Here is a 22,104-nt window from a genome sequence, read left to right as displayed (position 1 = left end):
CATTTTTTCTATTAAAATAATGCATAGGTAATATACCTATGCATCATCTACTTATTACACTAATTCAACAGTGATTTTAAATTCTTCTCCATTAATTTTACACTGTGTATAATCTCTTTCTTCATTATAGTTAACTTCTACAGAAAGAGTTTCTTTTTTAATAGTATCCTCAAATTTACGAACTATACCTTCAAGCATATCGTTTCCTGAAACAAACAATTTTATTTTATCTGCAACTTCAAATCCATTCTCTTTTCTCATATTTTGAATCTTGCTTAATATTTCCCTTACATGACCTTCTTCTTTTAATTCTTTAGTTAACGCAGTATCAAGTACAACTCCAATTTCTCCTTCTCCTGCAAATGCAAAACCCTCAAGACCCTGCATTGTCACAAGCAAGTTTTCATTATTTAATTGAATATCTTGATTTGCAACATTAATAGTTACACTATCTCCCCTTTGAATCTTTTGCGCAAGATCCATTTGGTCCATAGATGCAATTTCTTTTCTTATAGCAGGAATATGTCTACCATAAACTTTCCCTAATACAGGTAAATTTGGTTTAATATCAAAATTAACATATTTTGATAAATCTGCACCAAACATAACTTCTTTTATATTAAGCTCTTCTTTTATAATATCTCCATAATATTCCGGTAGTGATTTTGAATTCACAAGCATTTTTGAAAGTGGCTGTCTGTTCTTTATATTTGCACCGTTTCTTGAGCTTCTACCTAGTCTAACTATCTTAATAGCTTCTTGCATTTCTCTTTCTAATTCCGGATTAAATAAATTTTCATCGTATTCAGGCCACTTACATAAATGAACACTTTCAACAGCTGACTCATCTAAAGATTTAACTAAATTACTATATATGTCATCAGCCATGAATGGTATAAATGGTGATGTTACAAGTGATAAAGTAGTCAACACTTTATAAAGTGTTACATACGCTCCAATTTTATCATCTGTTAATGTTTCACTCCAAAATCTTGATCTATTTCTTCTTACATACCAGTTAGATAAATCATCTACAAATTCCTCTATAGCTAATGCTGCCTGAGTAATTCTATATCCATCCATATGATTCTCTACATCTTTAATTAATGTATTTAATCTTGAAATAATCCACTTATCCATTACATTTTTGCTAACAAATTCTTTATAATCTAACGGATTAAAATTATCTAATTCTGCATAAAGAACATAGAATGAATATACATTCCATAAAGTACTTAAAAACTTTCTTTGAGTTTCTTCTACATCCTCAACGGAAAATCTTGTTGGAAGCCATGGTGCACTAGCAGTATAAAAGTGCCATCTACAAGCATCCGCCCCAACCTTATCCAATATTTCAAACGGATCTACTACATTTCCTTTATGTTTTGACATTTTAAGCCCACGTTTATCCAATACATGACCTAAAACTATACAATTTTCAAATGGGTTTGTATCAAATAATGATGTTGATATGGCCATTAATGTGTAAAACCAACCTCTAGTTTGATCCACTGCCTCTGAAATAAATTGAGCAGGGAAATTTGCTTCAAACACTTCTTTATTCTCAAATGGGTAGTGATGCTGTGCAAAAGGCATTGATCCTGAGTCAAACCAACAATCGATAACCTCTCCTGTTCTTGTCATCTCTTTTCCACAGTGTGAACATTTTAAATGTACTTTATCAATATATGGTTTATGAAGTTCTATATTTTCTGGTACATTTATTCCCTTTTCTTTAAGTTCTTTAATACTTCCTATACATTCTTTATGACCACAATCACACTCCCAAATTGGAAGTGGTGTTCCCCAATATCTATCCCTTGAAATACCCCAGTCAATAACATTTTCTAAAAACTTTCCGAACCTTCCAGTTCTTATATTATCAGGATACCAATTAACCTTATTGTTATTTTCTAAAAGTTTATCCCTTAAGGATGTCATTTTTACAAACCAACTATCCTTTGGATAATATAAAAGTGGGGTATCACATCTCCAGCAATGAGGATATGAGTGAGTAAACTTTTCTGATTTATAAAGACTGCCTTCCTTTTTCATGTATTCTAATATTTTACTATCAGCTTTCTTCACAAACAATCCTTTAAAAGGCTCCACACATTCAACAAACTTTCCTTCTCCATCAACTAAATTTATTAATGGCAGACCCTGCTTTTTACAAACTATATTATCATCTTCACCATAAGCTGGCGCCAAGTGAACTATTCCTGTACCGTCTGATAAAGTAACAAAATCTCCATGTACTATATAGAAAGCTTTTTCTTTTGGAGTATAGAATTTAAATAACTGCTCATACTGTAATCCTATTAAGTCTTCTCCTTTTAATTCCTTTGCTATTTCATATTCTCCATCTAAAACATTTAAAAGTTCCTTAGCAAGAATTAAATGTTCTCCATTACTTACCACTTCTACATAATCATACGCTTTGTTTACCGCTAACGCTACGTTACTTGGCAATGTCCAAGGAGTTGTCGTCCAAGCAAGTATATATTTGTTTTCTTCATCTTTTACTTTAAACTTTACGAAAGCCGTAGCTTCTTTTACATCCTTATATCCTTGAGCAACTTCATGTGATGAAAGAGATGTTCCACATCTAGGGCAATAAGGAATTACTTTATGTCCTTTATATAAAAGTTCTTTATCCCACATACTTTTTAATGCCCACCATACTGATTCTATGTAATTATTATGGTAAGTTACATAAGGCGTATCCATATCAACCCAAAACCCTAATTTTTCTGACATGTCTTTCCACATAGTTGAATAGGTAAATACAGATTCTTTACATTCTTTTATAAATTTTTCTACCCCATATTTTTCTATTTCTTGTTTTCCCGAAATACCTAATTTCTTTTCTATTTCAAGTTCCACCGGTAAACCATGGGTATCCCATCCAGCTTTTCTTAAAACTCTATATCCTTTCATTACCTTATATCTTGGTACTAAATCCTTTATAACTCTTGTAAGAACATGACCTACATGAGGTTTTCCGTTTGCTGTTGGGGGTCCATCATAAAAAGTGAAATATTTTCCACCCTTATTCAAGTCAAAGTTTTTTTCTACTATGTTATTATCTTCCCAGTAATTTAATACTTCTCTTTCCATCTGCACAAAACTTCTTGAGTTTTCTATTTTTTTATACATATGTAACTCCCTCCTAATAAGTATTTTTATCATAAAGATTATTTAATAACCATTTTTTTAAAATAAATATTACTTATAATAAATATTTTTTATAATAAATATTTTTTATAAATAAAAAAACTCCGCCCTATTAGGACGAAGTCATATCTTCGTTATACCACCTATGGTAAAATTTTTCAAACACAATTATGCCCTATCCTTTAACGCAGGATTACGGATATACTTACTACAAGTTCAGCATTCAACTCCGAGGTGATTTTCTTTAAGTATTCACCTATAGCTTCTCACCACCCGCTACTCTCTTAAAAGTTTATTCTTAAATACTTTTCCTCTTCACCGCTTTTTATTAGATTTTCCTTTAATTTTACTATATTATAGTATAAGGATTTTTTGTTGTCAAATTAATTTTTATAACTCTTATTATTACTTATATTTTAATTGTAAACCCTTATACGCCTAGCTTATTTAATTCTAAATTTATTATAAAAATTTAATTCCCTTATTGCCATTTTAAAATATTAAATTTTTATAAGTGTAATGGATTTCATTAATCTTTAAAATTTTTCCTATAATAAATAAAGCTTTTATTTATTAACTATATTTTATCTACCTTTTCTCTTTAACTCAATAATGTATTTGTTATGGGCATCCTTTAATGCTACGATTAAAGCCTTTTGCGCTGTGCCCAAAAATCTATGCTGAATTTCTTGAATCATAGAATCTAAATCCTTTACAAGATTGTACCCAACTAATATAGATTTAATAAATTCCGTAGTTGCGTTACTAATAGTGTTAGATGTTATATCTACAATTTTGTTTGTTTCTTCCTCTATTATTATTCCTATAAAAAAACTATTATACATTATAGTTATAGGATCAACACTGTTAGACCGTGATATACCGGTTATATATAATGTGTTTTTATTGTACTGCATGTCGATACCACCTCTTAAATATTTCTTTACTCTTACAATATAGATTATACACTACAACCTTTTCAAATATCTACTTACTTTATTCAAAATACTTATTATTTAAAATTAAATCTAAAATTAAATTTAAGAGACAGCAAGTTTCATTTTTAAAAATTTTCTGAACTAAGATGGTTTTAAAAGTCATATATTCATATTGTTTTCACACAATTTAAAATATTACTTATTATATTGTATAAGTACATCTGGATCTTTAAGATCTAATAAATTAATTATATTCTTATACTGATTAATATCTCCACTAGTATATATTTTAAATGAATTCTTATCATCATTATCTTTTAATAAATTATTCTTTTCCAAATACTTTTTTATAGCTTCTGCCTGTTGTAATGCTGGGTTTATAAAATTAGTATTTGGATATATTTCCTCAAATATATGCTTTACTATAGGATAATGGGTACATCCAAGTACTACCGTATCTACTCCCCCTGTAGTTATAATTTCATCCATACTTGGCTTTATTTCTTCAATAACTTCCTCCCTTGTTACACTACCACTATCTATCATTCCTGCTAGATTACTTAATCCTTTGCCATATACTTTTATATCCCCTAGCATCTTATCATAATACCCACTTTTAACTGTGAAGTTAGTTGCTATTAAACCAACCTTATCCTTTTTTAAAGTATTTTTTATATTATAAACCACAGGATCTATTACCTTGATTATTTCTACATCATAATCCATACTTACATAGTCTATTATTGTTGATATTGTATTACAAGCTACTGCTATAATTTTTACATTATTGTCTATTAAAAACTCTATCATGTTTCTTGTTAGCTTTATAATCTCTTCCTTACTTTTATTGCCATATGGTACATTTTTATTGTCTCCAAAGTATATAATATTCTCCTTTGGTAATAAGTTTTGTAGCTCCTTAACTGTAGTTAATCCACCTACCCCTGAATCTAATACTCCAATAGCACTGTTTTTAGTTATCATATTCATCATCCTCCACAAAAAATATAAGCCGATTTTCCTAATTTGTAAAGAAAACCGGCTTTATTATATCTCTGTATACAAATACAGTATGTCCTTTTGTATACCAATATAACAAACAGTAAATATTATTTTTTAACTCCTCTTTTGAGAATATTGTAACAAATGATATTACATATGTCAACATATTTCTCTTTTAAACTCCCAATAAAAATTTTCCCATTATTTTATATAATACTTGCTACTTTTGCATATACTAATCTTACTAAAAATTATATGAGGTGATTTTTTGGAAATAAAATGGCTCGGACATTCTTCATTCCTTATAACAGATTCTCATGGAAAAAGTATTTTAACGGATCCCTTTAATGCCTCCATAGGATATGAAACCTTTAAAGGGAAGGTAGATTTGGTTACAATAAGCCATCATCATTTTGATCATAATTTTACAAAGGATATAATGGTAGCTGATAATAACATATTAAGTAGAGCAGGATTATTTAATATATGCGATATTCCTATATTAGGTATCCCATCCTATCACGATAAGGTTCAAGGAACAAAGCGTGGTGATAATATTATATTTATTTTCCATATGGATGGTTATAGGCTATGCCATTTGGGGGACTTGGGATTTGTTTTATCAAAAGAAGAAGTTTCAAAACTTGGAAATATCGATATACTATTTATACCTGTAGGCGGCAATTACACTTTAGATGGAAAGGAAGCCTTTCAATTATCCAAACTTATAAATAGTCATATTATTATACCAATGCACTATAAAACCCCTAACTTAAGTTTCCCTTTAGATGGTTTAGATATGTTTTTATCATACATAAAAAATGCTGATAAAATAAATAATAACTATATAAAAATAACTGGAGATATATCTGATATGTCAAACAAAGTAAAAATTTTAGATTATAAATAATAACATAGCCTAAAACTATGCTATTATTTATGCTCTACGTGTTCTAATCCAGCATTAAATATATTATTTATATGTTCATCATCTAGGGAATAAAATACAGCCTTTCCCTCTTTCCTGAATTTCACTAATCTAGCAGCTTTCAAAATTCTCAATTGATGAGATATAGATGATTGACTCATTTCCAAAACCTCTGCAATATCACAAACACAAAGTTCTTTTTTAAATAATGCATATATTATTTTAATTCTAGTATAATCACCTAACACTTTAAATAGCTCAGATAGATTTGTAAAAATTTCATTATCTAACATATCTTTTTTGACACAATTTACACAATTTTCGTGGACCTCACAACAATTACACAACTCTATTTCATGGGATTTTTTCATTTTTTCACCTCAAGTTTCAAAGTATCTTTATATGTTATTATATATTCTTTAAAAAATTTGTTCAACTTTCTTAATTTAATGTGAAAAATCCAAGCCTTTCCCTAATTCTTCTTCCCCTATTTCCCTCAAATATTTATTTATTGCAGGTATAATTACATCTAAACATTGTGTAAATAGTACTATAACTTCGTTACTTACAGCTTTTCTCATGGCATATACTATAGCTTCCTCTTCTTTATATATAACCTCTATGTTTCTTTCACTGAATCCCTTATTTATCACCCCTTTTTTTATTAAGTTTGCAACCTCACCTTTATTTCTTCCCCGTAAATCCTTCTGTTCTCTTATAATTATATAATCACTATAATTAGCCGCCACTTCCCCAAGCTCTTTTATATACTTATTCATCCTATCACCAGGTCCAGTTATAATAGAAGTTAGTTTAACCGGTTTTAACGCTTTGGCTATTTGAAAATTCTCTATAAATGCCTCCCTATTATGCCCATAATCTATTATTAAATAATAGTCTTTAATTTTAAAAATATTTTGTCTGCCAGGATTATATTTTAAATCACAAGTTATACTATCAATTGCCATAACTATATCCTTAAAATTTTTGTGTACTTTATATACCGCCGCTAATGCTGCCATTAAATTCATTATATTACTTTTAGATTTTCCATAATGGGTAAATTCATTTTTACTTATGTCTATTAATTTAATCCTCTTACCATTAAGCACATAAACTATAAAATTATTTTCAATGTATAAAGCATCGCCACCTTTTTTTAAATGAGATTTTATAAATTGGTTTTTTTCAATATTAAAAATACATGTATTTTTAATACCATTCACAAAAAAATTTTCTAGTACTTTATCTCCTTTAATAACCCTTAAACCATCCTGATCTAATTCTTCTAAAACTACTCCTTTAACTTTAATTAAATCCTGAAATGTCTTAGTTCCTTCCATACCTATATGATCTTCAGATATAGATGTAATTACAGCAACTTTTGAATTTTCATAGCCTAAACCATTTCTTGAAATACCACCTCTAGCAGTTTCTAACACGCAAGAATCTACTTCACTGTTAGTAAGTAACTCCCTAGCACTAAGAAATCCAGTTGTATCACCAGATTTTATTTTTTTACTCCTAATATATATCCCCTCAGTAGATGCTAAACCACAATTATATCCTAGCTTGCACATAATATTATAAATAATTCTACAAGTAGTAGTTTTCCCATTTGTTCCCGTTACTGTGATTATAGGTATGGATTTTATCCTTTCCTTTAAGCTTTCTCCAATAAGTTTTATAGCTTCATCCTCTAATTCTAATAAAACACCACTTATATCAAAAATATTTCCCATATCCATTATCCTCAATTTTTTGTCTACGTCCTCAAAAATATCTATATAAAAAAATTCTATCTTAAAAGATTTATATAATTTTTCTATTATTCCTCTAATAGGATACAGTATTTTCTCATCCATTATCTTTTTATATGAATCATTATTTTTTAAATAGACTATAACTTTTTTTCCACGATAACTTAATACTTTATAACTCTTTTTTCCTCCATATACTATAGCACATCCATACATCTGTATTACATTTTTACATACCCTTTTTATCTCATCTTTATTTTTACAAATAATGTTTATATTGTCACTTTTATGATTACTTACTACATATGTTTCACTTTCAAATTTTACATCTTCCAATTGAGTTAAATCATAAATATATAGGGCATTTACAGTTAGAAATTTATTATATTTTAAACAATCAAATAAAACTCTTCTATTCCTAAATTGAATTGATTTTCCCATATTTTCATAACTTTGATACTCATTACTGATAATAATAGAATTTTTACCATATCCTACTTGATATATATCATTACTTAATTTTATGCATGGTATACCATTTATTCGAATTTGTTTTATTAATTTATGAATAAAACCTCCTTTATAAAACTTTTTTATGTTCTTACAAATAAAAGTTTCATTAACTTTCTTATCTATTAAGTTATAAATTATATAGTTAGTAACTTCCTCATCCTCATAAGTAAGCCATACATAAATAATGCCTTCCTCAATCTCTATATCTATAAGTTTTTGTTCGCAACCTAAATATGAATAAACCTTAAGATATCTATTTATAAATTCTTCTACTTCACCTATATTACTATCTTTAAAGCCCAACTTTACAAGCTTTTTCTTATATTTTATATTGTTTCCTTCATAATATTTAGCAAAAAAAATGTGCATAATTTCACCACCTAAAACTCATTATAAATATAAGTTTTTGATATTGTAGTAAAATTATACACTAATTTAATTCTATGTTTTTAAAATAATTACCTTATTCTTTTTAATGCTTTCTTTTACATCTATAATCCTTTGATTCGAAGATCCGGTATATTTTATAGCATCTTTCATTTTATTAATGTCAAACCTTCCATCTACTAAAACATCTATGCTATATAAAAGGCCTTCCCAACCATCATTTGCTTTTAAGTTCTTTAATATATATTCAAAGGTATATCCTGTGTAACACCATATATTTAACTTTTCACCTTTTATCATAGTGGCCAAATTTTTTAACCCGTTCGCTTGTTCAAAAGGTTCACCACCAGAAAATGTTACTCCCTTTATTAATGGAATATTTTTTTTAATTCTAAAAAATACATCCTTTATATTCACATTATCTCCATATTTAAAATCCTGCATAGCTAAGTTATGACAACCCTTGCAATTATGTCTACAACCTGCTACAAAAACTACGGATCTTAGCCCACTTCCATTAACAAGAGAATTATCTAAAAAACCAGCAATTTGAAGTTTTCTCATCATAAATTATCCCACTTCATAAAATGCTTTTGCATTTGTATGAGAAATTCTATCTTTTTTTTCTGCCAACTTACCCGGACCAAATCTTTCATCTAAACTTAAATATCCTGTAACTCTTGATATACCTTGTATATTATCACTACCACAATGTCCACATAAATCTTCATTCATCTGAAGATAAGTTCCACAATCTCTACAATATTTTATATGAAAATTAATACCTATATAATTTATATTAGTACTTGTATATGCATAATTTAATATATCCATTATTACATCCTTTGTAGGATAATCGTCTAATTCTATATAAGAAATATGCCCGCCATTACAAATCTTATGATATGGAGCTTCTATATTTATTTTATCCTTTATGGATATTTGAAATCCTACAGGTACATGATAACTATTAGTATAATAATCTTTATCTGTTACTCCTTTTATATTTCCAAATATCTTTTTATCCTGTAAAATAAATTTTCCGCTTAATCCTTCTGCAGGTGTAGCATAACACGACCAATTTAATTGAGTTTCTTCCGTTATCTTATCAGTAAAACCTCTTATAAATTGAATTATCTTTAACCCTAACTCTCTAGCGGCCTCGTCCTCACCATGATGTTTCCCTGTTAAGGCTATTAATGTTTCTGCTAGTCCTATAAATCCTATTGCCCATGTACCCTGTTTTAATATTGGTTCTATAGTATCTTCCGCCTTAAGACCCTCAGAACCTTTCATAAGTTTTTGTCCTGCAACAAAGGGTACATCTTTAACTCTTAATCTTTTTAAAATTTCATATCTATGAAGCAAAGATTTTTTAGCTAAATTTAATCTATTTTCTAGTAATGAGAAAAACTTATTTATATCTCCTTTAGCTACTATACCTAATCTTGGTAAATTTACAGTAGTTGGGGCTATATTTCCTCTTCCTTTTACAGTAGGTTCTCCATTTATATTAGATTGAACTCTAGTTCTACATCCCATAGTAGCTGGCATATATCCTTTTTTATAGTATTCCAAATTAAAATCTGAATCTATATTCATAAATGTAGGATTCATTCTTTTACTTGCTACTTTGCAGGCTAAATCAAACAAATAATAATAAGGATCCTTAGGATTTTTATTTACACCCTCTTTTACCCTAAATATTATATTGGGGAATATTGGTTGTTCTCCTTTTCCTAATCCTTTTTCATATTCCTTTAAAAATATTTCACATACCAATGCTGCATCTTTAGTATAAGGTATTCCAATATTTATTGAACTAAAAGGCACTTGAGATCCAGCTCTAGAATGCATTGTATTTAAATTGTAAACTATTCCTTGCATAGCTTGGCTAATATTTTTTTTCAATCTCTTTTCAACTTGCTCTTTTACAATCTCTTCTTCTATACCTAACTCTTCTAACTCATGTCTAATTTCTCTTCTTGTAGGTTCTACAAAAGATGCCATATCATTATCAAAATCAGGATGTGATTGTCCTCCAAACATATCGTTCTGAGTGGATTGTAGTAAGATACATGATAATTCACATGCAGATTCTATTCTTTTTGGAGGTCTTATATAGCCATATCCAGTATTAAATCCATTAGTTAAAATTTCCTTAGTTGGTATATGTAAACAATTAGTGGTTAAATTATAACTATCTAAATCATGATAATATAAATCTCCATTTTCATGAGCCTTTGCTAAGTGTTTTGGCATCACTCCGAGATTATGCCATTTATTTGATTCACTTGCAATTCTTAACAGCTTAGATGAAAAATTATTCCCTACATTTGCATTGTCCCTATCAGTCTCTACTCCTATTTTCTCTATTGCTTTCATTAAGTCTGATTTAATATCTCTTATTTTTGTTCTCTCATTTCTATAATTTGAATATGCTATTCCTATCTCCTTATAGTCATTATATAAAAGAGTATCTTGAACTATATTTTGAATACTCTCTACTGAAATCTCCTCTGAATTAATATCTTCAAGTTTAGTTAATATCTTTTGAGTTAAATCTATAACTTCACTTTCTTTTAATATATATCCTATCTCATCAGATGCGCCCTTTATAGCATTAGTAATTTTACTAGAATTAAAGGCAACTTTCCTTCCATCTCTTTTTACAACATGTAGCATTATTATTTCCCCCTAACTACTATATATTGTATAGCACCATGACATTATACTATATCCATGCTAATTTAATCAATTTTAAAATTAACATTAATCTTATAATATACTGATTTAGTTTTAATTATCTTCCTATTAATCATTTTCTTATATTTATCATTGTGTTGATTTTTTAAAACTTTATAATCCACATTATATTTGATTAAAAGTAAATAAATGTAAAACATTCACTTCTAATGGTGTTTTATCATATTTGATTTATTTTACTTTTTATGTAAAAATTATTTTATAATATTAAATTAATGTGAGGTAAAAAATATGAAAAGGAAATTTATGTTATGTATCCTTATATGTTTTACATTAACGTGCAGTTGTAATAAAAGTTCAAACAATACAACTAAAAGTGATGTAAAGTCTCCTAACGCTGTAGAGTTTCTCTCACCCTATACCGGAGAAAATGTAAGTAAAAAATCCTATTGTAATTATCCTTTTTTCGTAATAGTGGAAAACTCTAAAGCATCTAGACCTCAATCTGGACTTATAGATGCAGATATAGTTTTTGAAACTATGGCAGAAGGTGGAATACCTAGATTTATGGCTCTATATCATAAAAATTTAAGTAAACAAATAGGTCCCGTTAGAAGTGCTAGACCTTACTTTTTAGATATAGCTTCACAATTTAAATTACCCTTTGCTCATTGTGGATATAGCGAAGAAGCTAAAAATCTAATAGAGAAAAACTCTTTACCAACTCTTAATGAGTTTTTATATGGTTCCTATTATTGGAGGGATAAGAGTAGAAAAAATGAGCATAGTCTTTACACATCCTCAGAAAATCTATCAAAACTTATTGAAGAAAAAAAATTAATATCACCGGTTCAAAGTTCTTTAAAATTTGATAAAAATTACTGGACAAGTTCAACTTTAAACACTGCTAAAAAAGTGCATATAAAAGTAAATAAATATTATAACACAAGTTATACTTTCAAAGATAACATATACTATAAATCTATGGATTCAGTAGAATGCAAAGACTTAGATACACAGAAAAAAATCACAACACATAATATAGTAATCCAATTAACAAATATTAAATTACAAAAGGATAAAGTTCATATAGATATACAACTAACTGGAGAGGGGGATTGTTATATATTAAGCAATGGTAAATTTATTAAAGGGAAATGGATAAGAAAAAACTCTTCCTCCCCAACTCTTGTATATGATAAAGATAATAAGGAAATCCCATTAAATTTAGGCAATACATGGTGGCATATACTTGACAAAAATACATCCCTTTTTATAGAATAATTATAATAAGTCACTGTTATTTTAACAGTGACTTATTTTTTTATTTTTATACATTTTTCTATCTGCCTTAATTAATATGTCGTCATATGTAGTTACATTTTCTTTACTTACAGCATACATTCCATAGCTAAAATTAAAATTTATATTATCTATTCCTATATGCTTTATTTTTTCTTTTATATTATTTATCTCATTTTGAGCTTTCTTCTCGTTGTAGCCCCTGAAAATTATTATAAATTCATCTCCAGACATTCGGGCACAAATATGGTAATCAGATATATTTTCCTTTAAAATATTACCAAACTTTTCAAGTACCTTATCTCCTATATTATGCCCATAAGTATCATTAATGTTTTTAAAATCATCAATATCTATTGCAACTATAACAAATTTTTCTCTATTACTTAATACTCTTTCAATTTCATTATTAAATATATCTCTAAAGTATCTTCTATTTATAAGACCTGTTAGTTCATCATAGTTTGCCATGTATCTAAGTTTTCTTTGAATTAATAGATTTTTTAACATTAATTCTAATTCATTCTTTATGTAATTCATAAATATTTTATCTTCCTGTGTAAAGACTTTATCTTCATATATACTATCTATATTTAATAAACCTATGAGGTTATTATCTATATATAGAGGTGAACTTATTGTACAGCTAATTTGTAAAGCACCATGTTTATCTAAAACACTGTTCTTATATAAATCTAAATTAGCTTTGTCAAATTTACAAGGATCCTTTATTATGACACTTGCTTTAGTTTTTATGTTTGATATAAATAATTCATCTTTACTAAAATTTAGCATCTTTAACTCTTGAGAATACCCCACTAAAGTTTTAAAATAAAACTTATCATCTTCCTCTAAAATTAATATACTTCCTTTGTTAGCAGAAGGTATCAATTTTATACATACGTTAAGCAAAATAGAGTATATCTCATCTTCACTATTATTATTAGTTATAGTATAAGCTACATCATATAAATTTTCTCTTATTTTCTCAATAGTTAATATATACTTTTTTGTTCTTTTCAACTTTATATATTCAAATACTATTATTAATACTAATAAAAAAAATATATATAAATTCAAATTACCATCCATAATTTCTCCTCAAAAATATACTTTGATTTTAATTATAGATGGTAAAATTTTATTTTACAACTATATTATTCCGTGAGGATTTTATAAAATTTATCAGTAATAATTTTTTCTAATTTGCAAATATTATATATATTGGAGGATATAAAAAATGATAGGAAGAATTATTGACATGGATAATAGCGAAGCTTTTTTAAATCTGGACAATGGTACTACTGTAGGCATAAGTAAATTTTCTTTACCAAAAAATACAAAGATAGGAGATACTATAAATGTAAATCCTAATTTAACTTGTTTATGTAATCATAGTATGAATAGTTTCACCAATTTAAAATAAGGAGTTATAACTCCTTATTTTAAATAAATTATTCAGAAACCTCTATAGCATTTACAGGGCAACTTTCCTCAGCCTCTTTTGACGAATCCTGTGATTTTTCTGGTACCTGATCCACTATAGTTTTGGCTTTTCCATCATCATCCATCTCAAATACCTCTGGAGCAATTCCCGGGCATAGCCCACAGCCTATACAAGTATCCTTATCTACATATGCTTTCATTGCAATAGCCTCCTTATATATATAAGCATTACTTTTATATCAATTATTTTTTCCAAATTTAATTTTTTTATGATAGTAGTTTGTTGGAATTTTAATGTTTAATAAAGGCTATTTTAATATTAAATAAAAATAATATCAAAATAGCCTTATAGTATATAACTAAGATAATTTTTTAAAATTTTCTATTAGTTCATTATATTCTCCATTGCTTTTAACATATTCTTCCGCTTTACCTTTTTCCATATTTTCCACTAGATCTAAATTAATAGGCATTTCTGATAATAAAGGTAAGTTCAAATATTTAGCCTGTTCTTCCGCTGACTTTTTACTAAACACCCTTATTCTATCTCCACACTTATTGCATTTTATGTATGCCATGTTTTCCACTACACCTAAAATTTTTACATTTAACTTTTCTGCCATTATCACAACTTTTTTTACTATCATAGAAACCATATCTTGTGGAGTTGATACTACTACCATGCTTTCAACTGGTATACTTTGCATTATTGTAAGTGCAACATCCCCAGTTCCGGGTGGCATATCAATAAGTAAATAATCTAAATCCCCCCAATCGGTATCTGTATACATTTGAGTTAATACTCCCGTAATCACAGGACCTCTCCATATAACTGGTTGCTCTTCTTGTTCTGTTAATAAATTCAGAGATATAACCTTTATTCCCAGTGATGTTTCTACTGGATTAAATTTCACTTCCTCAGTATCCCCCATTTGCAGTATTTCTGCTCTTTCATTATTTATTCCAAAAAATCTTGGCATTGATGGTCCGGTAATATCTCCATCTAATACCCCAACTTTATATCCAGCATTTTTAAGTTGTACAGCAAGTATTCCAGTTACTGTAGATTTTCCAACTCCACCTTTACCACTTATTACTCCAATAATATGTTTTACTTTACCATACTTAGTAACTAATTTAGAACAAGTTGATGATCCTTCACTACTACAGTTACCTTTACTTGGACAACTATCACAATTACTCATGTATTTTCCTCCTTAATTATTCGTCTTAATAAATTACTAAAAAATATTATAACACTAATCATGCTAATATTAAACATTCCACCACTATAGTCTATCGCATGTTATTTTTTATAACGAAATAATCTACCATTAGTATTCCAAATATACGTAAAAATTTCAATAAAAAAACTACGGATAAAAATATGTATTTATCCATAGTTTAACCTATATCTTTTTAAAAATCCTTTGGTTTTTTATCTGTTATTTGTATGTCCCACCCTCTATTTTTATACTCTGCATTTACATAATATTTAACTTCACTTTTTTCTTTCCTATTATAAAAAGTTATAACAGATTTATATAATAACCTTTTATATCCTTGAGTTTTTACAGACACGATAGTATCAGCTTTAGAATTATCCTTTTCAATTAAAAATGAGTTTTTAGTTTTACTTTTTATCTGATTTTTAAACTCCTCTAAATCTGCAGATAAAATAAATTTACACATTTCAATATCTTCATCAAGATTTATTCCTATAGTACCCTTGGAGTTGTTATTCTTTTCATATTCAATTAATGTGTTTAAAATAGACCCATAATATATATCGGTAAAATTCTTAGGAATCCTTATATTCCAAAAATTTTGTATTATGTCATTATCTATTCTTTTTGATACTATGTATATCTTATCCTCACTATATAAATTACCACTATTTTTTTTGTCCAGTCCTGCTATGTAACTAAATTTATGAATTTTATCATGAGCTTCATGCATTTCAAATATGTAATCAGGTTTCAATGTGGATTTTTCATTAACCTCTTTAGCTGAGGATAATATATCATATAATTCTTGTATAGCCTTTTGATCTTTAACCACAAATCTATATCCCTGGTCTCTAGTATTTTGTATAACTATTTTTTCTATTTTACTTTGCTTTATGTACTCAAAATCTGTATTTTTCAAACCTAATTTTACTTTTATTGAATCCATTTTACTACATCCACTAAAAAAAGCTGAAATTATTATTAAAATAATTAACAAACTAAGTTTATATTTATTTAAGTTTTTCGTTAGTTTCAACAATTTTAATTAACCTCCAGGTTAAAATTAATTTTTATTCATTAGTGTTTTAAGCTTATCTAAATTAAAAACTATAACTCCAATAATTATAATAAATAAACTTATAAACTGTGAAGTTGAAAAAATTCCCACATTTCCTCTAGGATCATCCCTAAAATACTCTACTATTATTCTTCCTACTCCATATATTATAGTGTATAAAGCAAATATCCTTCCATCTTTTCTTTCCTTTTTATCATACCATAACAAAATTATAGTTAATACGAAATCAAAAATAGCAGAATAAATTTGGGTAGGATGTATTAATACACCATTAGGTGCAAATGGTGATTTTATAAACTCTACACCTATGGAAAGCTGGGTTGGTTTACCATAGCAACAACCCGCAAGGAAACATCCTATTCTTCCAAATCCTTGGGCCAAAGATATAGATGGAATAACTATATCAAACATTCTTAAAAAATTCCACGATTTTTTCTTACAATAAAAATAAACTGATAAAGCTCCTCCAATAATTGCCCCGTATATTACAAAACCAGCTTGTATGTTTCTTAAAATGTTAGGATTTTCAGATATATTTTTAAGTTCCGTAATTATATATAAAATTTTTCCACCCAAAACTCCTGAAATTATAGCTATTACTGACATATTAAAAACACTGTCTTCATCATAATTTTCATTTTTTATTCTATGTTTTAATAAAAGTAATGCTGAGAGTATTCCTAAAGCTATCATTGCTCCATATCCATAAATTTTTATGCCAAATATCTCAAATAAAATTGGCTTCATATTATAATGTCCTCCTGCTATCTTGTATTATAAGCAAAAAATCTTTAAGAACATTATAACATATAAAAGATTATAATAATAATTCAATTTATTTATTATTATAGGAGAGAGTTTGAACTATACTTTTAAAAATAGTTGGCATATTTTCCTTAAAATTATTATCCTGAACGAAAAATGAAAATCTTGTGAATTTATCATCATCCTTTATAAAATATTCATAGCTTTTAAAAGCTTTATTATTAGAATTAACTATAGTGTAATCTATAATATATGCTGTCTTTCCAACTAATCTAGTTGTAACTAAATTGTAATCTTTTATTATATTTTGTTTACTTGATACTTCTTTACTTCTCTTTAAAAATTTTTCTAAATCCTCTCTTAAATTCCAAACTTCAATAAATCCATGTACTTTTAAATCCTTTGATTGAAAGTTATTATGATATAGTATTTCCTCTCCACTAAATTTTTCTTCATTTGCAGTCCAATCTTCTGGAAGCTTATATGTCAAATACGAATTTAATGCTTTATATTCTTTTAAAGATTTTATATTACTTTGTACCAAAGAGGTTAGTTTAATCTTTTCACTAAACTTTGATTGCATTCCAAACATTATAAGCATAAGGGCAATTATTATAATTGTTACTCCTATCCTTTTTTTATTTAATTTAAATACTACTATTTTCATAACTCCACCCCCAATCTATAATAATAAATATATGATTTATTAAAAATATATATGCTTAATACTTTACAAATAAATTAAATAGGTATGCCTAAGGCATACCTATTTAACTGGAATTACAATTGTAGATGTTCTAAAATCATAAAACATTAACCAATATCCATCATTTTTATTTTTGTCACACTTTTCATTTGATACCCATGTTACAAATCCGGACTTACCTCCAAAAGGTTGATGACTCTTACACTTACTTCCTGGAATAGCATATACTAAATATTTCATATTCCCTTTCTTATCACATTTAAATCCTATTAAATAATGTCCATACGATTTTATATATGGATAGTAATTTATCATAGGATAATATACTACTGTATATTTATTATAATTATTTATACAATACATATCCCTTATGTCACTTACATTTACTTTATACCATCTACATCTTTTAATTTCTGTTATATCACCATCTAATTCTTCGAAACCATCAGATATGTTCTTGAAAAATTCTCCAACAGAACCCTTCGGATATTTATTACATTTACTGCATTTATTACTTTTTCTATAGTCATTATCTAAATTAAACTCTATATCATCTTGTACATTTATTTCCACATCATCTTCAGTTAAATTATCTTTATCTATAGATTCTGATACATCATTATATTCCATCTGATCATGATTTATAGTTTCTTCTTTATCCTCTATATAAATTCTGTTTTTATCCTCTTCTAAAGTGCTATTTTCTCTTTCATTCTTAACTATACTCTCCTTAACTTCTTCTATACTATCTTCATACTTATCAAATACATTTTTTTCTTTTTGCTCATTTTTAATAGTATGTTTTTCCTTTTTAACTACCTCGGCACTCTGTTTTTTAGCCTTAATCTCTTCTTTTCTAGTTTTAGATTCTATTATCTCATAATCTCTCCATTTTGGAATGTCAGTAGTTAAAAATCCACTTAGTACAGATGTAAAATCCTTATCTACAAATTTAACTATAGCAGCTCCTGAAATATTTTCCATGTTCATTCCTGTATCTGCTAAATTACTTGGAGAATATTCATAGGATACATCCGCCCTCCCGTAATTATCTATGTTCAATTCCCCTATTCTTACAATTTTGTTTGTATCTTTTTTCCCTAATATTAATATCATGTGATAGGGAGTTGCCTGTTTCTTTAAATTTTGTACATAATAAGAAACTTTGCATTTTTCATTTTTCAGCTCCAACTTCACATAACCTGTAGGCAATTTATCCGAGGCTAAAGCATATCCCTTTTCATCTTCTTGCAATATGATGAAGTATCTACTATAACTCTTTTTTTGTGCCAAATTATTGTACCTCCATATATTTTATTCATTATAATATATGAAGTACTTTCGGAAAAGTGAACAAGAAGGTGAAAAGTTTTTAATTTAAATTATATAAAACTATATATCTACAACAAACTATGTATGCTGTCACTTAACTTTCCAAACTCCTCAATAGATAGAGTTTCTCCCCTTCTTTTTGGGTCTATACCTGCTGTTTGAAAGCCTCTTTCTAATATTTCTTTATCTAATCCTAAACTTTTTAATCCATTCCATAATGTTTTTCTTCTCATATTAAAAGATGCCCTTATAATTTTAAAAAATAGTTTTTCATCCTCTACTATTACTTTAGGTTTTTCCAACTTGTCTAATCTTATAACTATAGATTCAACTTTAGGTCTAGGAATAAAAGAATTAGGTGAAACCTTCCTTATTATTTTTGTTGAACAATGATACTGTACTAATAAAGACAATGCACTATATTCTTTTGTGCCAGGTTTAGCATCTATTCTTTCCGCTACCTCCTTTTGTATCATTATTGTAAGAGATTTAAATTTATATCCTTCTGTTAATAATTTTACTATTATAGGCGTAGTTACGTAATAGGGAAGATTGGCCACTAACTTTACAGACTTTTCATCCCCTATTAATTCATTAAAATCCATTTTTAAAGCATCTTTATTCATTAATAAAAATTTTTCATTACTACCTAATTCTTTTTCTAATATAGGAATAAGCTCTGAATCTAACTCAATAGAATATACCTTTTTAGCTACCTTTAAAATTTCCTTAGTTAAGGTTCCCACACCTGGACCTACTTCTATAACAAAATCCTCCTCATTAACTTCTGCACCAATTATTATATCTTGTAAAACTTGATCATCAACTAAAAAATTTTGACCTAAACTTTTACTAAACTTAAATCCATATTTATTAACAATATCTTTAGTATTATTCTTTTCCATACTCATTCTCCTTATCTATGCATTGCAATGCCTTAATAAACTCTTCCTTTTTTATTCCATAATTGTTTAATCTGGTTACAAATTGTCTACTATTACAATATCCTATTCTCAATAGTTTTCCCAATTTGTCTCTTTTATATTTTGCTTTACAATCCCCTGACAGTCCAAAAAATATCATATCTTTTGTACTAAACTCTTCTCTTTTTTCCTTAACTTCACACTTAGCTGCATTTAGAGCATTTTTTATAGATTCTGATGAAGCATTCTCAACACCTATATCTCCATCCTTTAACCCTTCACTTTTAGATATATAAGCATGTTTTATTCCCGGTATTCTTTTAGATATAATCTTTCTTATCTTTTCCCCAGCAAAATCCGGATCCGTTAACACTATAACTCCTTGTCTTTTTTGAGCCTCCTTTATCCTTTCTATGACCTTTGCATTTATACCAAATCCCCCAACAGCTATGATTTCAGCATCTACAGCCCTTTTCACAGCAGTAATATCATCTCTTCCTTCAACTACAATAACTTCTTTTATCATAATATCCTCCAAAATTTATATTTACTATATATAATAATATATTTTTTTATAGAAAAAAATAGGAGCCAATGGCTCCTCTCTACTATCTTAATATATAAACATTTACCCAGCGTAATCCCCAATTATCAACTTCATTATTGGAGTCAAAGAATAAGTCTATCCTATTCCCCTTTATAGCTCCACCGGTATCTTCTGCAATAGCATATCCATACCCCTCAATATAAAGTTTAGTTCCTAAAGGAATTACTCTAGGATCTACTGCTACAGAACTATAGCCTCCTTGGGCCCTTCTAGCAGTAGTACCCGTGGCCGTTATTCCAAAGCCATAATCTCCAGGACTCTTTCCTGTAGATGCATAATCTGCAGTATACGCAGTAGCTCTCATCTTCATAGCTTTTGAATATCGTAAGCTTCCACCACGTGAAGGAGTATATACCCCTACTGTTCCCATTGCAATAATTTTTTCAACTGGTTTTTTAGTAACAACCTCGCTTACAACTTTTTTAGATACTTCTTTACCATTTTCATAAACTACTCTTGTAGTTATAATCTTTTCGCCAGGTTTACCTTCTTGCAACGTCTTCCTATTACCTTCTTCAACCTCATTATCAGGCTTTGTAACAGTTGCATAATCTATAGCTTTAACTTCTTTAATTTCTTTTGTGTCTACTCTAGTAACTGCTACCTTTAAACCATTTTTCAATAACTGTTCTCTTGATGGTGAAACTTTATCAAATTCGCCTAATTTTAAGCCTTCAGCATTAATCATATCCTCTATATTGTCTTCTGCTGATTGTATTGTAAGTTTCTTTCCATCAATTTTAATTTCCACATTTACAGCCTTTTTAATGTATATCTTGTCTTTATTATTAACTTTACTGTCAAGACCAGGTGTTGTCTTGTCCTTTGGTCCTACTGCTATATTATTAGCAGCTAAAGCGCTTTTTAGATTTGATCTAAATGTAGTTATTTCATTTTCTTTACCGTCAATATAAATATATAAAGTCTTTTTCCCACTACATAAAATTATTGTGGTACTCATCAAAATAAGCAACGCAATAAACACTGCCTTAGGACCATTGGAAAAATAGTTTTTAATAAATGTTTTAAATTTTTCCACCACAAAAACCTCCTTTGGCAAAACGCATGACAGTTCACCATTATAATTAGTTCTACACGTTTTGTCAAATTTCCCTTAAATTCTTACTGTCTAATGCAGCTATGTGCATATATTTATAATAAATTATGAGTGCTATATTAATACTAATTAATGACAGTACAATTCCGGTGGATTATTTATATCTTTAGTAAATAAATTTTAAAAATAATTTTAAAAAACTTATACTTTACATGGAAAAAATTGAATTTTATTCCATGATATTAAAC

General features: G+C 27.9%; 20 protein-coding genes and 1 other annotated feature. Of the genes, 3 read left to right on the top strand and 17 right to left on the bottom strand.

The features are described from left to right. Positions 1-54: 54 nt before the first annotated feature. From ileS to murI, 3 genes are all read right to left on the bottom strand, one after another. Positions 55-3,159: an isoleucine--tRNA ligase gene (gene ileS / locus EJL03_RS14005; RefSeq protein WP_125154596.1), complete on the bottom strand. Its 3,105-nt coding sequence runs from the start codon at positions 3,157-3,159 to the stop codon at positions 55-57. Positions 3,160-3,287: 128 nt separating this feature from the next. Then, positions 3,288-3,505 (bottom strand) — a binding site (T-box leader). Between the two features lie 256 nt (positions 3,506-3,761). After that, positions 3,762-4,094: a DUF3870 domain-containing protein gene (locus EJL03_RS14000; RefSeq protein ID WP_125154595.1), complete on the bottom strand. Its 333-nt coding sequence runs from the start codon at positions 4,092-4,094 to the stop codon at positions 3,762-3,764. Positions 4,095-4,310: 216 nt separating this feature from the next. Next, positions 4,311-5,099: a glutamate racemase gene (murI, locus tag EJL03_RS13995; RefSeq protein ID WP_164509107.1), complete on the bottom strand. Its 789-nt coding sequence runs from the start codon at positions 5,097-5,099 to the stop codon at positions 4,311-4,313. Between the two features lie 286 nt (positions 5,100-5,385). Between murI and EJL03_RS13990 the strand changes: the two genes are divergently transcribed. Then, the gene (locus EJL03_RS13990; protein ID WP_125154593.1) at positions 5,386-6,027 is read left to right on the top strand and encodes an MBL fold metallo-hydrolase; all 642 of its coding nucleotides are present in this window, start codon (positions 5,386-5,388) and stop codon (positions 6,025-6,027) included. Positions 6,028-6,050: 23 nt separating this feature from the next. On the opposite strand, the gene EJL03_RS13985 is transcribed toward EJL03_RS13990, so the two are convergent. The 4 genes from EJL03_RS13985 to EJL03_RS13970 form a co-directional block, all read right to left on the bottom strand. Further along, a complete protein-coding gene (locus EJL03_RS13985; RefSeq protein ID WP_125154592.1) occupies positions 6,051-6,416 on the bottom strand; it encodes an ArsR/SmtB family transcription factor in 366 nt (121 codons plus the stop codon). Positions 6,417-6,491: 75 nt separating this feature from the next. Then, complete coding sequence (locus EJL03_RS13980; RefSeq protein WP_125154591.1) at positions 6,492-8,687, bottom strand: Mur ligase family protein; 2,196 nt, start codon at positions 8,685-8,687, stop codon at positions 6,492-6,494. A gap of 72 nt (positions 8,688-8,759) precedes the next feature. Further along, complete coding sequence (nrdG, locus tag EJL03_RS13975; RefSeq protein ID WP_423243355.1) at positions 8,760-9,269, bottom strand: anaerobic ribonucleoside-triphosphate reductase activating protein; 510 nt, start codon at positions 9,267-9,269, stop codon at positions 8,760-8,762. 6 nt (positions 9,270-9,275) lie between these two features. Beyond that, a complete protein-coding gene (locus tag EJL03_RS13970; protein WP_125154589.1) occupies positions 9,276-11,390 on the bottom strand; it encodes an anaerobic ribonucleoside triphosphate reductase in 2,115 nt (704 codons plus the stop codon). 312 nt (positions 11,391-11,702) lie between these two features. Between EJL03_RS13970 and EJL03_RS13965 the strand changes: the two genes are divergently transcribed. After that, positions 11,703-12,695: a DUF3048 domain-containing protein gene (locus EJL03_RS13965; RefSeq protein WP_125154588.1), complete on the top strand. Its 993-nt coding sequence runs from the start codon at positions 11,703-11,705 to the stop codon at positions 12,693-12,695. 21 nt (positions 12,696-12,716) lie between these two features. Here EJL03_RS13965 and EJL03_RS13960 read toward each other — a convergent pair whose 3' ends face one another. After that, positions 12,717-13,805, bottom strand: coding sequence for a sensor domain-containing diguanylate cyclase (locus EJL03_RS13960; RefSeq protein ID WP_125154587.1), 1,089 nt, complete (start codon positions 13,803-13,805; stop codon positions 12,717-12,719). 148 nt (positions 13,806-13,953) lie between these two features. On the opposite strand from EJL03_RS13960, the gene EJL03_RS13955 reads away from it, so the two are divergent. Further along, positions 13,954-14,139 carry a hypothetical protein gene (locus EJL03_RS13955; RefSeq protein ID WP_125154586.1) on the top strand — a complete coding sequence of 62 codons (186 nt, stop codon included), beginning with the start codon at positions 13,954-13,956 and terminating at the stop codon, positions 14,137-14,139. Between the two features lie 28 nt (positions 14,140-14,167). Here EJL03_RS13955 and EJL03_RS13950 read toward each other — a convergent pair whose 3' ends face one another. The 9 genes from EJL03_RS13950 to EJL03_RS13910 all read right to left on the bottom strand — a co-directional run bounded on the left by EJL03_RS13950 (position 14,168) and on the right by EJL03_RS13910 (position 21,841). Next, a complete protein-coding gene (locus EJL03_RS13950; RefSeq protein WP_125154585.1) occupies positions 14,168-14,359 on the bottom strand; it encodes a ferredoxin in 192 nt (63 codons plus the stop codon). A gap of 159 nt (positions 14,360-14,518) precedes the next feature. Further along, positions 14,519-15,364 (bottom strand): Mrp/NBP35 family ATP-binding protein, encoded by an 846-nt coding sequence (locus tag EJL03_RS13945; RefSeq protein WP_125154584.1) that lies wholly within the window; start codon positions 15,362-15,364, stop codon positions 14,519-14,521. Between the two features lie 214 nt (positions 15,365-15,578). After that, on the bottom strand, positions 15,579-16,424 hold the full coding sequence (locus EJL03_RS13940) for a YhfM domain-containing protein (RefSeq protein WP_125154625.1): 846 nt from the start codon (positions 16,422-16,424) through the stop codon (positions 15,579-15,581). 27 nt (positions 16,425-16,451) lie between these two features. Then, positions 16,452-17,213, bottom strand: coding sequence for a prolipoprotein diacylglyceryl transferase (locus EJL03_RS13935; RefSeq protein WP_125154583.1), 762 nt, complete (start codon positions 17,211-17,213; stop codon positions 16,452-16,454). An 88-nt stretch (positions 17,214-17,301) separates the two neighbouring features. After that, the gene (locus EJL03_RS13930) at positions 17,302-17,898 is read right to left on the bottom strand and encodes a hypothetical protein (protein ID WP_206427376.1); all 597 of its coding nucleotides are present in this window, start codon (positions 17,896-17,898) and stop codon (positions 17,302-17,304) included. A 99-nt stretch (positions 17,899-17,997) separates the two neighbouring features. After that, positions 17,998-19,230: a DUF7922 domain-containing protein gene (locus tag EJL03_RS13925; RefSeq protein WP_125154582.1), complete on the bottom strand. Its 1,233-nt coding sequence runs from the start codon at positions 19,228-19,230 to the stop codon at positions 17,998-18,000. Positions 19,231-19,337: 107 nt separating this feature from the next. Beyond that, positions 19,338-20,174, bottom strand: a complete 837-nt coding sequence (gene rsmA, locus EJL03_RS13920) for a 16S rRNA (adenine(1518)-N(6)/adenine(1519)-N(6))-dimethyltransferase RsmA (RefSeq protein WP_125154581.1) — start codon at positions 20,172-20,174, stop codon at positions 19,338-19,340. Next, positions 20,161-20,718 carry a ribonuclease M5 gene (gene rnmV / locus EJL03_RS13915; RefSeq protein ID WP_164509106.1) on the bottom strand — a complete coding sequence of 186 codons (558 nt, stop codon included), beginning with the start codon at positions 20,716-20,718 and terminating at the stop codon, positions 20,161-20,163. Before rnmV ends, rsmA begins: the two co-directional genes overlap by 14 nt. An 82-nt stretch (positions 20,719-20,800) precedes the next feature. Then, positions 20,801-21,841 (bottom strand): 3D domain-containing protein, encoded by a 1,041-nt coding sequence (locus EJL03_RS13910; RefSeq protein WP_125154580.1) that lies wholly within the window; start codon positions 21,839-21,841, stop codon positions 20,801-20,803. Between the last annotated feature and the right edge of the window lie 263 nt (positions 21,842-22,104).

Origin of the sequence: Clostridium rectalis (assembly GCF_900626095.1) — a bacterium.
GTDB classification, from domain to species: domain Bacteria; phylum Bacillota; class Clostridia; order Clostridiales; family Clostridiaceae; genus Clostridium_AS; species Clostridium_AS rectalis.
Note: the sequence above shows the minus strand (reverse complement) of the source record. Positions and strands in the feature narration are given on the sequence as shown.

What these genes read in the sequence shown, in the direction of transcription:
- ileS (WP_125154596.1), bottom strand. Translation starts at nt 3,159, where the DNA reads ATGTATAAAAAAATAGAAAACTCAAGAAGTTTTGTGCAGATGGAAAGA.
- EJL03_RS14000 (WP_125154595.1), bottom strand. Translation starts at nt 4,094, where the DNA reads ATGCAGTACAATAAAAACACATTATATATAACCGGTATATCACGGTCT.
- murI (WP_164509107.1), bottom strand. Translation starts at nt 5,099, where the DNA reads ATGATAACTAAAAACAGTGCTATTGGAGTATTAGATTCAGGGGTAGGT.
- EJL03_RS13985 (WP_125154592.1), bottom strand. Translation starts at nt 6,416, where the DNA reads ATGAAAAAATCCCATGAAATAGAGTTGTGTAATTGTTGTGAGGTCCAC.
- EJL03_RS13980 (WP_125154591.1), bottom strand. Translation starts at nt 8,687, where the DNA reads ATGCACATTTTTTTTGCTAAATATTATGAAGGAAACAATATAAAATAT.
- nrdG (WP_423243355.1), bottom strand. Translation starts at nt 9,269, where the DNA reads ATGAGAAAACTTCAAATTGCTGGTTTTTTAGATAATTCTCTTGTTAAT.
- EJL03_RS13970 (WP_125154589.1), bottom strand. Translation starts at nt 11,390, where the DNA reads ATGCTACATGTTGTAAAAAGAGATGGAAGGAAAGTTGCCTTTAATTCT.
- EJL03_RS13965 (WP_125154588.1), top strand. Translation starts at nt 11,703, where the DNA reads ATGAAAAGGAAATTTATGTTATGTATCCTTATATGTTTTACATTAACG.
- EJL03_RS13960 (WP_125154587.1), bottom strand. Translation starts at nt 13,805, where the DNA reads ATGGATGGTAATTTGAATTTATATATATTTTTTTTATTAGTATTAATA.
- EJL03_RS13955 (WP_125154586.1), top strand. Translation starts at nt 13,954, where the DNA reads ATGATAGGAAGAATTATTGACATGGATAATAGCGAAGCTTTTTTAAAT.
- EJL03_RS13950 (WP_125154585.1), bottom strand. Translation starts at nt 14,359, where the DNA reads ATGAAAGCATATGTAGATAAGGATACTTGTATAGGCTGTGGGCTATGC.
- EJL03_RS13945 (WP_125154584.1), bottom strand. Translation starts at nt 15,364, where the DNA reads ATGAGTAATTGTGATAGTTGTCCAAGTAAAGGTAACTGTAGTAGTGAA.
- EJL03_RS13935 (WP_125154583.1), bottom strand. Translation starts at nt 17,213, where the DNA reads ATGAAGCCAATTTTATTTGAGATATTTGGCATAAAAATTTATGGATAT.
- EJL03_RS13930 (WP_206427376.1), bottom strand. Translation starts at nt 17,898, where the DNA reads ATGAAAATAGTAGTATTTAAATTAAATAAAAAAAGGATAGGAGTAACA.
- rsmA (WP_125154581.1), bottom strand. Translation starts at nt 20,174, where the DNA reads ATGGAAAAGAATAATACTAAAGATATTGTTAATAAATATGGATTTAAG.
- rnmV (WP_164509106.1), bottom strand. Translation starts at nt 20,718, where the DNA reads ATGATAAAAGAAGTTATTGTAGTTGAAGGAAGAGATGATATTACTGCT.